At 63.4% G+C, this 15,831-nt stretch carries 10 protein-coding genes; 9 read left to right on the plus strand and 1 reads right to left on the minus strand.

Annotated features, from left to right (window positions below; all coding sequences use genetic code 11):
* The first annotated feature begins 12 nt into the window (after window positions 1-12).
* The 7 genes from AC0L2J_RS06270 (at window position 13) to AC0L2J_RS06300 (ending at window position 11,170) form a co-directional block, all read left to right on the plus strand.
* Entirely contained in the window at window positions 13-1,218 is a 1,206-nt protein-coding gene (locus AC0L2J_RS06270) for an amino acid ABC transporter permease (protein WP_473387871.1), read from the plus strand.
* Complete coding sequence (locus AC0L2J_RS06275) at window positions 1,215-2,735, plus strand: amino acid ABC transporter permease (RefSeq protein WP_473250808.1); 1,521 nt, start codon at window positions 1,215-1,217, stop codon at window positions 2,733-2,735. Before AC0L2J_RS06270 ends, AC0L2J_RS06275 begins: the two co-directional genes overlap by 4 nt.
* Window positions 2,736-2,746: 11 nt before the next feature.
* Window positions 2,747-3,484, plus strand: coding sequence for an amino acid ABC transporter ATP-binding protein (locus tag AC0L2J_RS06280; protein WP_473387873.1), 738 nt, complete (start codon window positions 2,747-2,749; stop codon window positions 3,482-3,484).
* A gap of 100 nt (window positions 3,485-3,584) precedes the next feature.
* Window positions 3,585-5,879 carry a tetratricopeptide repeat protein gene (locus AC0L2J_RS06285; RefSeq protein ID WP_473387876.1) on the plus strand — a complete coding sequence of 765 codons (2,295 nt, stop codon included), beginning with the start codon at window positions 3,585-3,587 and terminating at the stop codon, window positions 5,877-5,879.
* A 32-nt stretch (window positions 5,880-5,911) separates the two neighbouring features.
* The gene (locus AC0L2J_RS06290) at window positions 5,912-8,155 is read left to right on the plus strand and encodes an O-linked N-acetylglucosamine transferase, SPINDLY family protein (RefSeq protein ID WP_473387880.1); all 2,244 of its coding nucleotides are present in this window, start codon (window positions 5,912-5,914) and stop codon (window positions 8,153-8,155) included.
* A 112-nt stretch (window positions 8,156-8,267) separates the two neighbouring features.
* Entirely contained in the window at window positions 8,268-10,508 is a 2,241-nt protein-coding gene (locus tag AC0L2J_RS06295; RefSeq protein WP_007610220.1) for a tetratricopeptide repeat protein, read from the plus strand.
* Window positions 10,509-10,636: 128 nt separating this feature from the next.
* A complete protein-coding gene (locus AC0L2J_RS06300) occupies window positions 10,637-11,170 on the plus strand; it encodes a DUF805 domain-containing protein (protein ID WP_007610221.1) in 534 nt (177 codons plus the stop codon).
* Here the strand turns inward: AC0L2J_RS06300 and AC0L2J_RS06305 are convergent.
* The gene (locus AC0L2J_RS06305) at window positions 11,167-12,201 is read right to left on the minus strand and encodes a cysteine synthase A (RefSeq protein WP_007610222.1); all 1,035 of its coding nucleotides are present in this window, start codon (window positions 12,199-12,201) and stop codon (window positions 11,167-11,169) included. The two genes, AC0L2J_RS06300 and AC0L2J_RS06305, sit on opposite strands and share 4 nt — an antisense overlap.
* Window positions 12,202-12,924: 723 nt before the next feature.
* On the opposite strand from AC0L2J_RS06305, the gene AC0L2J_RS06310 reads away from it, so the two are divergent.
* Both AC0L2J_RS06310 and AC0L2J_RS06315 read left to right on the plus strand, forming a co-directional pair.
* Window positions 12,925-14,409, plus strand: coding sequence for an efflux transporter outer membrane subunit (locus tag AC0L2J_RS06310; protein ID WP_156527190.1), 1,485 nt, complete (start codon window positions 12,925-12,927; stop codon window positions 14,407-14,409).
* Window positions 14,399-15,796, plus strand: coding sequence for an efflux RND transporter periplasmic adaptor subunit (locus AC0L2J_RS06315; RefSeq protein ID WP_473387883.1), 1,398 nt, complete (start codon window positions 14,399-14,401; stop codon window positions 15,794-15,796). Before AC0L2J_RS06310 ends, AC0L2J_RS06315 begins: the two co-directional genes overlap by 11 nt.
* The last annotated feature ends 35 nt before the right edge of the window (window positions 15,797-15,831 follow it).

Consider the following 15,831-nt stretch of genomic DNA (forward strand, 5'->3'; position numbering starts at 1 on the left):
GCGCTCGCGGCGATGAGCATCGAGGCCCGCAAACCCCCGCCCCAGATCGCGCTGAAGATCAGGCGCGTTCTGGGTGGCAAGACAGGCTGGAACGGCATCGCCGTCCAGTTTGCCTTCGCGGCGATCCTGGGCTGGATTGCCTATGAAATCGTCTCCAACGCCCGCGCCAACCTCGAGAACCAGCACATTGCCGCCGGCTTCGGCTTCCTCGCGAACAACGCCGGTTTTGACGTCAATCAGACGCTGATCTCTTATACCGGCTCGGACACGTTCCTGCGCGTGTTTCTGGTCGGGCTCCTCAACACGCTCGTGGTCTCGGTGGTGGGCATCGTCTTTGCCACCGTGATCGGCTTCATTGTCGCGCTGTGCCGGCTGTCACCCAACTGGCTGCTCGCGCGCATTGGCGAAATCTATGTCGAGATCATCCGCAACCTGCCGGTGCTGTTCCAGATCCTGTTCTGGTACTTGGCGGTGCTTGCGGCCTTACCCAATCCACGACAGAGCATTTCGCTGCTCGGCATCGCCTTCGTCAGCAATCGCGGTCTCGTCATTCCCCGCCCGATCGGCGAGAGCGGCTTCGAGGCGTTCCTTGCGGTGCTGGCGTTCGGCATCGTGGCTTCGGTCGCATTGCGCATCCATGCGCGCCAGGCGCTGTTCCAGCGGGGTCACATGATCCGGATCTGGCCCTATGTGCTGGGCCTGCTGTTCGGACTGCCGCTTGTCACCATGCTGGTAGCGGGTCTGCCCTTCAGATTCGAGCTGCCGCAGCTCAAGGGCTTCAATTTCGCCGGTGGGTCGCGGATAATCCCGGAGTTCGTGGCGCTGACGTTGGCCTTGTCGACCTATACGGCTGCCTTCATCGCCGAGATCGTGCGCGCGGGCATCCTCTCCGTCCATAGCGGGCAGATGGAGGCGGGGGCGTCACTGGGCCTGAGCCGCGGCACCACGCTCCGCCTGGTGGTCGTGCCGCAGGCGATGCGCGTCATCGTTCCGCCACTGACCAATCAGTACCTCAATCTCACCAAGAATTCGTCGCTGGCCGTGGCGATCGGCTATCCTGACCTCGTATCCGTGTTCGCCGGCACGTCGCTGAGCCAGACCGGGCAGGCCATCGAGATCATCGCCATGACGATGGGCGTTTATCTCCTGATCTCGCTGATCACCAGCGCCGTCATGAGCGTCTACGGTTGGCGCATCAGCCGGAGTCTCGGCGCATGAGCGATATCACCTCGTCCAGCTTCGTCCGCCAGGATCTTCTCGATGAGCGTCCCGCGCCGGTGAAGACCACGGGCTTCATCGGCCTGGTGCGGACGCGCCTGTTCAACTCGCCGACCAACATCCTGCTCACGATCGTTGGCGCCTTGCTGCTGTGGTTCACCATCATTCCTTCCGTCAGATTCCTGATGGTCGATGCAGTCTGGACCGGCAAGGATCGCACGGCCTGTCTCGCCGAGAACGCCGGCTTTGCGGTCGGCGCCTGCTGGCCCTACATCCAGGCCAAGCTGCCGCAGCTGATCTACGGCTTCTACCCGGAAGCCGAACGCTGGCGGGTCAACCTCACGCTCGTCCTGTCAGTGGTCCTGTTGGTGCCATTGCTGATTCCACGGCTGCCGTCGAAAGGCTTGAACGCAGGCCTGTTCTTCTTTGCGTTTCCAGTGGTTGCATTCTTCCTGCTGCATGGCGGCGGCATCAAGGGATTTGGCCTGAGCTGGACCGCTGACCTGCTGCAATTGTTCGACGACAGCATCATCGGCGCCGGGCAGGCTCTGCTAAGTCTCGGCAAGACGTCCGCTGCCGCACCGCTGTTGTGGGCCGTCGGCAATGTCATCGTGCTCGTGGGGACCGCGATTTACTGGCTGATCTTTCCGCTGACCTGGCTGCGTGACCAGCTGCAGGGGACGGGCCAGTCGGTCTGGGCCGATTTCGTCATCACCGCCGCGGTCGTCTCGCTGATCGCCTTCGTTCTCGGCGGCGGCCTCCGCACCGGCGGGCGGGCCCTGACGTCCAGCATCGCCACCTTCGTCGCCATCGCAATTGTGATCAAGCTGATGGGGCTCGATCACGGCGGACTGCCGATCGTGCAGACGAACCTTTGGGGCGGACTTCTGGTGACGCTGGTGGTCTCCGTTACCGGCATCGTCACCTCGCTGCCGATCGGCATTGCGCTGGCGCTTGGCCGCCGCTCGACCATTCCGCTGATCCGGATCTTCTCGATCGCCTTCATCGAGTTCTGGCGCGGCGTGCCGCTGATCACCGTGCTGTTCTTCGCCACCTACATGCTGCCGCTGTTTCTGCCGGGCAATTTCACGGTCGACGGGTTGGTGCGTGCGCTGATTGGAATCTCGTTGTTCACGGGCGCCTATCAGGCCGAGAACGTCCGCGGCGGGCTGGCTGCGATCCCGCGCGGGCAGGGCGAGGCGGCCGCGGCGTTGGGGTTGTCCTGGTGGAAGACGACCTCGCTGATCGTGCTGCCGCAGGCCCTGCGTCACGTCATTCCGAACCTCGTCAACAGCTTCATCTCGCTGTTCAAGGACACTTCGCTGGTCTCGATCGTGGCGCTGTTCGATCTGCTGGGCTCGCTGCGGGCGTCGTTCTCGGATCCGAAATGGTCGTCGCCGTCGACCGCGTTTACCGGGTTCGCGTTCGCCGGGATCATCTACTTCATGTTCTGCTTTGGAATGTCACGCTACTCGCTCTTCGTCGAGCACCGCCTCAACGCTCACCGCCGCAATTGATCGAGGTCACCATGTCCGACCCCATCGTCAAGATTTCCGGCCTGAACAAATGGTACGGCGAGTTTCACGTGCTGCGCGACATTGACCTTACGGTCGAGAAGGGCGAGCGCATCGTGATCTGCGGCCCCTCCGGGTCGGGCAAGTCGACGCTGATCCGCTGTATCAATGCGCTCGAGGAGTTTCAGGAAGGCGAGATCGTCGTTGACGGCATCGAGCTCGGGCCGAACCTGAAGCAGGTCTATGCGGTGCGGCGCGAAGTCGGCATGGTGTTCCAGAGCTTCAACCTGTTTCCGCATCTGTCGGTGCTGGACAATTGCACGCTGGCGCCGATCTGGGTGCGCAACATCCCCAAGAAGGACGCCGAGGCGGCGGCGATGAAGTTTCTGGAGCGGGTCAAGATTCCGCACCAGGCCAACAAGTTTCCGGGACAGATGTCCGGCGGTCAGCAGCAGCGCGTCGCGATCGCCCGCGCGCTGACGATGAACCCGAAGGTGATGCTGTTCGACGAGCCGACCTCGGCGCTCGACCCTGAGATGGTCAAGGAGGTGCTGGACACCATGGTCGACCTCGCCGAGGAGGGCATGACCATGCTGGTCGTCACCCACGAGATGGGCTTTGCCCGCGAGGTCGCCAACCGCGTGGTGTTCATGGACGCGGGCCAGATCATCGAAGCCAACACGCCCAACGAGTTCTTCGCGGCCCCGCAGCACGCCCGCACAAAACTGTTCCTGAGCCAGATCCTGCGCTGAGCACCTGCAATCCTGTGGCGTCGCTGGTCTAACCGACCCGCCAGCTTGGCACCATGCGAATCGGCCAGTCTCTTTTCGGGCCATACTCCGGAGAGAGACTTTGCAGGGCAGCGCCGGCGCGCGCGCATTCCAGAACGCGCGATTGCAAAAGAAATTGAAGAAGCAGGCGGACGCGCTCATGTCCGCCGCGGTTCAGGCACTCGGCCAGGGCAGATACGCGGAGGTCGAGACACTCTGCCGCCAGATTCTGACGGAGGTTCCGGATCATTTCGACGCCGCGCACCTGCTCGGCTTGCGCGCGTATGATGGCGGGCGGCTCGAGGAGGCGCAACAATTGCTCGAGCGCGCAACCGCGCTCGATCCGCGTTCGCCCGATGCTCATGGTAATCTCGGGGCAGTGTATTTCAATCTCCAGAAGTTTCAGGACGCTCGCGCATGCCAGGAGAAGGCGATTGCGCTGAAGCCGAATTCTCCGATCGCCTTGACCAATCTCGGCAATACGCTGCTGCACATGGGCCTCGCCGAGCAGGCTATCGAGCTGCACGATCGCGCTATCAGGCTGAAGCCGGACTATGCCGATGCATTTTGCAATCGTGGCATGGCGGAGCTGATCGAAGGCCAGTTCCTGCGCGCCAAGGAGAGTTTCGATCGCGCCCTCGCGTTTCAGCCGCGTCACGCGGAAGCGATCGCGGGCAAGGGCATGGTGTGCATCGAGCTCCGGCACTATGAAGAAGCGGCCGCAGCTATCGCGGCAGGGCTCTCGATCAAGCCGAATTCGCCGAAGATTATGGCGCAGCGCGGACGGCTCAATCTCGATCTCTCGCGGCTGGAGCAGGCGCTCGCGGACTTCGATGCGGCGCTGGCGCTTTCACCGAGGCTCGAAGTGGCCCTGCAGGGAAAGGCGCAAGTCAACATTCTCAAGGGCAACACGGCCGGGGCGATTGCGGCGGTCAAGACGTTGCTCGAGGAAAATCCGCGGTCCGACATCGGAGTTGCGCTTCTGGCTTCCTGCTATGCGAGCCAGGGAGACATTGCGACGGCGCTCGAACATCTCGATGCGGGGCTGGCAATTGCGCCTGATTATGCGGACTTGATTGGGCGCAAGATATTCTTCCTGGACTATCTCTCCGACGCCGATTTCGCGGTTCAGCAGGCTGCGCGAAAACAATGGTGGGACGCGATCGGCGCCAAAGTGCCGCGAAGGGCATCGGCGCCCCGCACGCTCGATCCGGACAAGCGGATCTTGATTGGGTATGTCGCGTCCGAATTCAGGAACCACTCGGCAGCGTTCGCTCTGTTGCCGGTGCTGCGCCATCATGATCACGCCAGGTTCGAGATCGTCTGCTATTCGTGTTCGCCGGTAAGAGATGAGATGACGCACGAGTTCAAGTCGATGGCGGACGTCTGGGTCGACGCCTGGCAGCTTTCGGATGACGAGCTGGCCGATCGCATTCAGGCCGACAAGGTCGATATCCTGATCGACGTGTCCGGGCACACGACCGGCAACAGGCTCCATGTCTTCGCTCGCAAGCCGGCCCCGATCCAGGTCTCCGGGTTTGGTCACGCCACAGGTACCGGCCTTCAGACCATGGACTACGTGCTCGCGGATCCGGTCTTCATTCCGCAATCGGCGCGCCATCTGCTGGCTGAAAAAGTCTACGACCTGCCGTGTCTGATCACGATCGATCCCATTTTGGATGTACCTGCGTCGGAGCCTCCCATGCTCCGCAACGGTTATGTGACCTTCGGCGTGTTCAACCGCATCTACAAGATCTCGGACGAGGCCATCCGCGTGTGGTCGAAAGTGATGCGGGAGGTGACGGGATCGAAGATCGTCATCAAGCATACCCTGCTTGACGATCCCATGCTGCGCGACAATTTGGTCGCGCGGTTCGTGGCAAATGGCGTTGCCGAGGAGAATGTCACCTGCCTGGGCTCGACGCCGCGCCACGAGCACCTGCTGGCGTTTGCGAACATCGACATATCGCTCGACACGTTCCCGCAAAACGGCGGCGTCAGCACCTGGGAATCGCTCTATGCGGGCGTTCCGGTCGTGGCCAAGCTCGGCAACGGCGCCTCGTCGCGCGCCGGCGGGTCGATCGTGGCTGCGGTCGGCCTCGACGACTGGGTCGCCGAGGACGACGAGGGCTATGCCGCGATCGCCTGCAAATATGCCGCGCACCCGGCGCATCTGGCGAAGTTGCGCGCCGACTTGCCGGCTCGGATCGCAGCGTCCCCCGCCGGCAATGTCGAAATCTACACGCGCGAGGTCGAAGCGGCTTACCGCCGGTTCTGGCGCGACTATTGTGCCGCGGCGCAGGGCCGCGGAGCCCCGGGAAATCCCGGGGTGTCACCGCGCCAGCTGACCGGCAGGCCCGGCTCGCGAATCAGCTAGACTCGCTCCGGGCCATCCTCCGGAGAGACACCTTGCAGAGCAGCGGCGCCGGTGCGCGCGCATTCCAGAACGCGCGATTGCAGAAGAAATTGATGAAGCAGGCGGACGCCGTCCTCTCCGCCGCGGCCGCTGCCTATGGCCAGGGACGATATGCCGAGACCGAGGCGCTCTGCCGTGAGATCCTGAAAGCGCTGCCGGATCATGTCGACGCTACGCACCTGCTCGGCATGTGCGCGCATGACGGCCGGCGTCTGGAGGAGGCGCAACAGCTGCTCGAGCGCGTGATTGCGCTCGATCCGCGTTTGCACGATGCCCACAACAACCTCGCGACCGTGCATTTCGACCTCGGCCACTACGAGGAGGCGCGGCGGTGCCAGGAGAGGGCCATCGCGCTGAAGCCGAATTTTGCGGTCGCGCTGACCAACCTCGGCAACACGCTGATGCATCTGGGGCAGTACGAACAGGCGCTCGAGCTGCATGAGCGCGCCATCAAGATCAAGCCGGATTATGCCGATGCATTCTGCAATCGCGGCATGGTCGAAATTGTGCTTGGACAGATCATGCGCGCCAAGGAAAGCTTCGACCGCGCCCTGCTGTTTCAGCCCCGTCACGCCGAAGCCATCGTCGGCAGCGGCATGGTCAGCATGGAGCTGCGGCACCACGACGAGGCGGCGGCCAAACTTGCCATGGCGCTCGCGATCAAGCCCGGCTCGCCGAGGATCCTGGCCCAACGCGGGCGGCTCAGTTTCGAGTTGCAGCGCCTGGAGCCCGCGCTTGCGGATTTCGAGGCGGCGCTTGCGATCTCGCCCAAGCTCGAGCTGGCGCTGCGCGGCAAGGCCCAGACCTGCCTCGTCATGGGAAAGACCGCGCAGGCGATGGCGGCCGCAGCGGCCCTGATCGAGCAAAATCCGCGCTCCGAGATGGGGCTGGCGCTGATGGGCTTCTCGTATTCGAACCAGGGGGACATGGACGCCGCGATCGAATATCTCGATCGCGCGCTGGCGCTCCGGCCGGATTATGGGGATGCGATCAGAGGAAAGATCTTCCTGGAGGACTATCGCGCCGAGGCCGATTTCGTGGTCCAGCAGGCGGTGCGAAAATCCTGGTGGGACCAGATCGGCTCCAAGCAGCCGCGAAGGGAGCTGCCGAAGCGGCCGCTGGATCCGGAAAAGCGGATCGTGGTCGGCTACGTTGCTGCCGAATTCCGACAGCACTCCGCGGGGCTCACTTTGCTGCCGGTGCTGCGCCATCACGATCACACCAAATTTGAAATCATCTGCTACTACTCCTGGCCGGGCGCGGACGAGTACACCGCCATGTTCAAATCATTGGCGGACGTCTGGGTAGATGCCTGGGGGCTTTCGGACGACGAGCTCGCCAATCGTATCCAGGCCGACAATGTCGACATCCTGATCGACGTTTCGGGCCACACGACCGGCAACAGGCTGCAGTGTTTCGCGCGTAAGCCAGCCCCGATCCAGGCCACTGGCTTCGGACACGCGACGGGCACAGGCATGCCGCTTATGGACTACGTGCTCGCGGATCCCATTTTCATTCCGCCGTCGGTTCGGCATCTGTTTGCCGAGAAAATCCACGATCTGCCGTGCCTGATCACGATTGAACCCGTCTCCGATCTGCAGCCTTCCGAGCTGCCGATGCTCCGCAACGGCTACGTCACCTTCGGCGTGTTCAACCGCATCTACAAAATATCGGATGATGCGATCCGGGTGTGGTCGCGCATCATGCGGGAGCTGCCGGGATCGAAGATCATCCTCAAGCATGGTCTGCTCGATGATCCCCTGCTACGCGATAGCCTGATCGCGCGTTTTCTGGCGCAGGGCGTTGTCGAAGAGAGCATCACCTGCCTCGGCACCACCTCGCGCGACGAGCATCTGGCGGCTTTCGCCCAGGTCGATATCTCCTTCGACACGTTCCCGCAAAACGGCGGCATCAGCACCTGGGAATCTCTCTACAAGGGCGTTCCCGTCGTGGCCAAGCTCGGCATCGGGGCCTCCTCGCGTGCCGGCGCGTCTATCGTGACTGCCGTCGGCCTGGGCGACTGGGTGGCCGAGGATGACGATGGCTATGTCGAGATCGCCCGCAGGTTTGCGTCACAGCCGGAATATCTGGCGAAATTGCGCGCGGAATTGCCGGCCCGGATCGCTGCTTCGCCCGCCGGCAATGTCGAGACCTACACGCGTGAGCTCGAGGCGGGTTACCGCAAGTTCTGGCGCGACTATTGCGCCGCGGCCTCGAATGACGTCGACGTTGCGTAGGCGAGGCCTGCGTTGGGCACCGGCATCTTCCGGAGATTGCCGGGCCGCCTAAACCGGCGGCTCTGGCCGCGAATCAGCTAGAATCGTCCCGGGCATCCTCCGGAGAGAATCCTTGCAGAGCAGCGGCGCCGGCGCGCGCGCGTTCCAGAACGCGCGATTGCAGAAGAAATTGAAGAAGCAGGCGGACGCGATCATTTCGACCGCGAATACGGCCTATGGCCAGGGCCGGTATGCGGAGACCGAGGCGCTCTGCCGCCAGATCCTGAATGAACTTCCGGAGCATTTCGGCGCCTTGCACCTGCTTGGCTTGGGCGCATTCGCGAGCCGACAGTTCGAGGTAGCGAAACAGGCACTCAAATATGCTGTAACGGTCGACCCACGCTCGGCACAGGCATTTTCCGATTTGGGAGCCACGCATTTCGCACTTGGGGAATATGAGGACGCGCGTACGTCCCTGGAGCGGGCCATCGCGTTGAAGCCGAGCTTCCCGATGGCCTTGGCCAACCTCGGCAATACCTTTTTGCACCTGGAGCGCGTCGAGCAGGCTATCGAAATGTACGATCGCGCGATCGGGCTGAAGCCCGATCATGCCGATGCGCTCTGCAATCGCGGCCTGGCAGAGCTTGCGCTGCGCCAGCTTGATCGCGCTAAACAGAGCTTCGAGCGCGCACTGTTGTTTCAGCCGCGAAACGTGGAAGCGCTCGTCGGCAAAGGTTTGGTCAATATCGAGCTCAAGAACTTCGACGAGGCCAAAGGCGCGCTGGAAGCGGCGCTCGCGATCAGGCCAGGCTCGGCGAAAATCCTGGCGAACCGTGGACGGCTCAATCTTGAGACGTCGAGGTTGGAACAGGCGGCGGCGGATTTTGACGCCGCCCTTGCGCTTGCGCCCAAACTCGAGGTTGCTTTGCAGGGGAAGGCACAGGTCTCGCTCGCCATGGGAAATACGGCGCAAGCGATTCTGGCCTGCACCACGTTGCTGGAGGAATATCCACGCTCCGCGATTGCGATGGCGCTGCTGAGCGCTTGTTTTGCAAACCAGGGAGAGATCGCATCGGCGGTCGAGCTTCTCGATGCGGCGCTGGCCATTGTGCCGGATGCCGCGTTGATCGGGCGGAAGATCTTCTTCCTCGACTATCTCTCCGACGCCGATTTCGCGGTTCAGCAGGCCGCACGAAAGCAGTGGTGGGACGCGATCGGCTCGAAGCTGCCGCGAAGGACTCTTGCCCCGCGGCAGCGCGATCCCGACAGGCGGATCGTGGTTGGCTATGTTGCTGCCGAGTTTTGGTACCACTCGGCAGCGTTCGCCCTGTTGCCGGTGCTGCGCCATCATGATCACGCCAGGTTCGAGATCGTCTGCTATTCGTGTTCGCCGGTAAGAGATGAGATGACGGACGAGTTCAAGTCGATGGCGGACGTCTGGGTCGACGCCTGGCAGCTTTCGGACGACGAACTGGCCGATCGCATCCAGGCCGACAAGGTCGATATCCTGATCGACGTGTCCGGGCACACGACCGGCAACAGGCTCCATGTCTTCGCCCGCAAACCGGCCCCGATCCAGGTCTCCGGGTTTGGTCACGCCACGGGCACGGGCCTTCAGACCATGGACTACGTGCTCGCGGATCCCGTCTTCATTCCGCAATCGGCGCGCCATCTGCTGGCTGAAAAGGTCTACGACCTGCCGTGCCTGATCACGATCGATCCCATTTTGGATCTACCTGCATCGGAGCCGCCCATGCTCCGCAACGGCCATGTGACCTTCGGCGTGTTCAACCGCATCTACAAGATCTCGGACGAGGCCATCCGCGTGTGGTCGAAAGTGATGCGCGAGGTGGCGGGTTCGAAGATCATCATCAAGCATACCCTGCTTGACGATCCCATGCTGCGCGACAATTTGGTCGCGCGGTTCGTGGCAAATGGCGTTGCCGAGGAGAATGTCACCTGCCTGGGCTCGACGCCGCGCCACGAGCACCTGCTGGCGTTTGCGAACATCGACATATCGCTCGACACGTTCCCGCAAAACGGCGGCGTCAGCACCTGGGAATCGCTCTATGCGGGTGTTCCGGTCGTGGCCAAGCTCGGCAACGGCGCCTCATCGCGTGCCGGCGGTTCGATCGTGGCTGCTGTCGGTCTCGACGACTGGGTCGCCGAGGATGACGAGGGCTATGTCGCGATCGCCTGCAAATATGCCGCGCAGCCGGAGCATCTGGCCAAGTTGCGCGCGGAGTTGCCGGCCCGGATCGCAACGTCCCCCGCCGGCAATGTCGAGACCTACACGCGCGAGGTCGAAGCGGCATACCGCCAGTTCTGGCGCGACTATTGTGCTGCGGCCCGGGAAGGCGGCGAGGGCGCCTGACTCTGCCTGCAGGCCCCAAATTGCGAAGGTCAGGTTAGTTCTCCGGAAACCATGCGCCGACGCGCGACCGTGCCGGTTCATGGCTCCGAAAGCTATGTCTGGGCATATGCACCAAAAAGGGTGCGCCAATGCTCGGTTTCGTCTTCGGCTTGAACGCCCGGCTCGGGCGATTGCATTTTGTCCTCGCCACGGTCGCGCTTGCGATCGTGATGACGGCGATCTGCTTTGCAATCGCAATGGCCGTGCTGAACAACACCTCGCCCGGCGCGATCCGGCCCGAAGACCTAACCAAGGGCTGGGCGATGATCGCCGCCATCGTCTTCTTTGGAGTTGCGACCTTCACGCTGCAATCAATGCGCATCCGCGACATCGGCTGGGATCCGGTCTGCGTGGTGCCTGCCTGGTTCGCGCTCATGATCGTCGACCATGTCGTCGCGGGCCGGTTTCCGGCTTGGGCGATCGGGCAGGAGCACCAGGCAACGGCGGTCGGCGCGCTCGTCAACCTCGCGCTGATGCTCGCGCTCGTGTTCTGGCCGAGCGGCGACAGCGAAGGCTCCTACAGCGCTCCCCTCCCGCCGCGCACGCGCGCGAACAAGCCTTCGCTATCGAACGAGCGCCTCGCGCGGGTGTCGCAGGGAACGTCGCGGCCGACCTGGGGCTAGACGAACGGCAGCTTGATGTTGCTGCGCTTCTCCAGCCATTCCGGCACGGGAAGGCTCTTGGCGCGCATGAAGTCGGCGTTGAACAGCTTCGACTGGTAACGGCTGCCGGAATCGCAGAGCACGGTGACGATTGTCTTGCCGGGCCCGAGCTGTTTTGCGAGACGCATCGCGCCGGCAACGTTGATGCCGGTCGAGCCGCCGAGGCACAGGCCTTCGTGCTGCAGTAATTCGTAGATCACCGTGACCGCCTCGGCATCGGGAATGAGATAGGCGTCATCGACCTTCGCGCTCTCGACGATTGCGGTCGCCCGGTTGAGGCCGATGCCCTCGGTGATCGAGCCGCCCGGCGTCGCCTTGGCATCGCCCGTTCTGAAATATTCATACATGCCGGCGCCGTGCGGGTCGGCGCAGGCGATCCTGATGTCCTTGCGCTTCTCTTTCAGGAAGCGGCTGGTGCCGGCCAGCGTGCCGCCGCTGCCGACGGAGCAGACGAAACCGTCGATCTTGCCGCCGGTCTGCTCCCAGATCTCGGGACCTGTGGATTCGTAATGCGCCTTCGCATTATCGAGGTTGTTCCACTGGTCGGCGAACAGCACGCCGTTCGGCTCCGTCTTGCGCAGCTCGTCGGCAAGACGACGGCCGACATGCTGGTAATTGTTCGGATTGGAGTAGGGCAGGGCCGGTGATTCCAGCAGCTCGGCGCCGCACAGTTTCAGAAAATCCTTCTTCTCCTGGCTCTGCGTCTCCGGGATGACGATCAGCGTGCGGTAGCCGCGCGCGCTGGCCACGACAGCAAGACCGATGCCGGTATTGCCGGCGGTCGATTCCACCACGAGACCGCCGGGCTTGAGCTCGCCGCGCTTCTCGGCCTCCAGGATCATCCATTTGCCGGCGCGATCCTTCACCGACTGGCCGGGATTCATGAACTCGGCCTTGCCCAGGATGGTGCAGCCGGTCAGTTCGGAAGCGCGCTTGAGCTTGATCAGCGGGGTGTTGCCGATGGCTTCGACAACGTCGTTTTTGATGGTCATGTCAGGGGAAATCACTGGCAAAGGGGTTGATCAGGTTGGCCAGAACCTAGTGCTTGGGCGGCCAAAGGGGAAGGCTTTTGCGCTGCGGCGAAACCGGTGAAAAAATGCCCGGAAACAGCGAAAATTTGGAAGGAGAGATCGCCGATGCTGCTGCTGTGCTACGCCGCGGGATATCGGTAGGAGGATGTGGCCGGCCGCCGCCAAAACATGGAAGATAAGGGTCGTTGCTCACACCCCTTCGCCATGTGAGGCGTCGCCATCGAAGAGTGCGGGTGATACGCGGAAGGCGGTCAACATATCGGCACGACCCGCCTATTCGTTTCCGACAATGGACGACCTCGCGAGAGTGGCCGGCCCGGTTTCAAGACCGGACTGAAGCCGCATCGCGAGCGGTGCAGGCGGATCGAAGGGACTGGCGTCGGTGTGGCGGCAATATCACATGAAATCTTGGTAAGCTTGAACGCACTCTGGAATGGCCCTGAAATTCAAGAAACGCCTGTGGGACAGCACCCTTTTGTATTTTCTCAGTTCTAAGATCGTCGTGCTTTGGCGGGCATCTCGCAACTGCGGGACTGTCCCGCAGTTCCGCGCCCGGCTATTATGGCCGCCAGGTTCCGCAGAAAGCATCACCTCCGTGAACGAGTTGTCCAAAGCCTCCCGACGGCCGCGCCGCGAATCGGTTACTCCGGCTGCGCGGTGGCGGCTCGATCTGCCCGGCGGGGGGTGTGTGTGACACAGGATGTTCCTGCGATCGCCGTGCGGCGGTCTCCAGGCGCCACGACCCGGACGCGACGTGCGGCGCGCTGGCTTGCGGTCGCTGGCCTCGCCGCCGGCTCGGGCGCTTGCGTGTTGACGCAGGATCTTCCTGATCCGGCTCTCGATGTTCCCACACAGTACAAGTACGCGGGCAAGGCGGATGCGCCGCCGTCGCTGGACTGGTGGCGCAGCTTCCGCTCCGCGGAGCTGACACAGCTGGTGGAAGAGGCGCACACCGTCAACCTCGACATTGCCGCCGCCGTCTCGCGCATTGTCCAGGCCGACGCCCAGGCGCGGCAGGCGGGTGCGGCGCTGCTGCCGAGCCTTTCCGGTACCGGGCAGGAGGCCTATTCACGCACCTCCGGCTCCTCGGCCTCGGGGCTCACCAATGGCGGCCGTGAGGTCGTCAACTACCAGGCTTCGCTGAGCGCGAGCTACCAGCTCGATTTCTGGGGCCAAAATCGCGACGCCTTGCAAACGGCGGAAGAAACGGCAAATGCCAATCGCTTTGATCGCGACGTCGTTGCGCTGACGACGCTTGCAGGCGTCGCTAACGCGTATTTCCAGGTACTGGCCTCACAGGATCGCATCCGGACCTCACAGCGCAACATCGCGAGCGCGCAACGCATCCTCGATGCCGTCAGGGAACGGCGCAAGGCCGGCACCGGCACCGACCTCGACGTCGCCCAGCAGGAGAGCGTGCTCGCAAACCAGAAGGCCCTTGTGCCGCCGCTGCGCCAGACGCTCGACCAGAACGTCAATGCGCTTGCAGTCCTGGTGTCGCGGCCGCCGGAGAGCGTGCGCGTGCTCGGCGGCTCGCTGAACCGGATCGCGATTCCCCGCGTGACGCCGGGCCTGCCGTCGGAGCTCCTGACGCAGCGGCCCGATATTCGCCGGCAGGAGGCGCAACTTGCTTCTGCCACTGCGAACGTCGGCAATGCCCGCGCGCAGTTCTTTCCGACGATCCAGCTGACTGGCAATGGCGGCTATCAGAGCTCAGCCCTGGTCTCGCTGTTCCAGCCGCATGCGGCCTTCTTCCAGCTCGTCGGCAGCGCAACGCAGCCGATCTTCGACGGCGGCAGGATCCTCGGCAATTTCGAATTCGCCAAGGCGCGACAGGACGAATTGCTGCAGACCTACCGCAAGACCATCATCCAGTCTTTTGCCGATGTCGACAATGCGCTGTTCTCGATCAAGCAGACCACGATCAGGCTGCAATTGCAGCGTGACGTCCTCAATGCCTCCCGCCGCGCATTCGATCTCTCCGAACAGCAATTGCGCGCCGGGACCGCCGACATCGTCACCGTGCTCAATACGCAACTGACCCTGTTCCAGGCGGAAGACGCGCTGTTGCAGGCGCAACTTGCCCGCCTTCTTGCTATCGTCAGCCTGTATCAGGCGCTCGGCGGCGGCTGGGAGCCGAGGATGGAGAAGCCGGTCAATGCTCTTTAAGCCGGATACCAAGCAAGGCGCGGATGAGGGGACGGCGAAGAAGTCGCGCGGGCGCGGCTTCGTCATGACCCTGATCACGCTGGCGATCCTCGGCGGGCTTGGCTACTACGGCTGGACCACCTGGCACCAGCAGCCGCAGCAGGCGAACGGCCGCAACCAGCGGCCCGATCTGCCGGTGCCGGTGCTGGCGGCGACGCCCCGCATCCAGGACGTTCCCGTTTATCTCGACGGCGTCGGCGCGATCCGCGCACTCAACACCGTGACCGTCCGCTCGCAGGTCGACGGAAAGCTGATCGCGGTCAATTTCACCGAAGGACAGGACGTCAAGAAAGGCGACGTGGTCGGCGAGATCGACCCGGCGCTCTACCAGGCGACGTACGATCAGGCCGTCGCCAAGAAGGCGCAGGACCAGGCCCAGCTCGCCAACCAGCGTATCGATCTCACGCGCTACGAGCAGCTCGCGGCGTCCAATGCCGGATCCAAGCAGCAGGCCGACACCCAGCGCGCGTTGGTCGCGCAGACAGAGGCCCTGGTGAAGGCCGACCAGGCCGCGATCGACAATGCGGCGGCGACGCTGAGCTACACCAAGATCGTGGCGCCGATCTCGGGCCGCGCCGGCCTGCGCCAGGTCGATCAGGGCAACATCATTCATGCCTCCGACACCACTGGCCTCGTGGTGATCACGCAATTGCAGCCGATCGCGGTGTGGTTCAGCCTGCCGCAGCAGCAGATCATGCGGGTCAATGCCGCCGCGTCGAAAGGCACGCTCGCCGTCGACGTGTTCGGCAATGACGGCCTCACCGTGATCGACACCGGCAAGCTCACCGGCATCGACAACCAGGTCGACCAGACCACCGGTACGCTGAGGCTCAAGGCCGAATTCCCCAACGCCAATTACCAGCTCTGGCCCGGCCAGTTCGTCAATGTCCGCCTCAAGGTCGAGACCTTGACGCAGGCACTGGTGGTGCCGACCTCGGCCGTGCAGCGCGGCCCGATCGGCACCTTCAGCTATGTCATCGGCGAGGATAACGTGGTCGCGGCCAAGCCTGTGACCGTGACGCAGCAGAACGAGCATGACGCCGTCATCGCCAGCGGCCTGTTGGCGACCGACAAGGTCGTCACGACGGGCTTTGCCAATCTGTCCGATGGCTCCAAGGTGGTCATCGGCCGCGACGACCAGACGCCGTCGGCCGATCTGGCGCCGCGCAAGCGCTCGCGCGGGCCGGATGGTCAGAAGAAGGATGGCGCAAAAGACGGCCAGAAGGACGGACAAGGCAAGGACGGCGAGTTCCGCGCCAAGCGGAAGAGCAGCGAGGGCGACCAGAAGGGCCAGACCGGACCGGCACCAGGGCCGGGTGCATCGGGAAGTGGAGCCAAGCAGCCATGATCCCGACAACAGCCGCCTGAGCGGCAGGCGCATCC

The sequence above is a fragment of the Bradyrhizobium sp. MV1.5 genome (assembly GCF_055807615.1).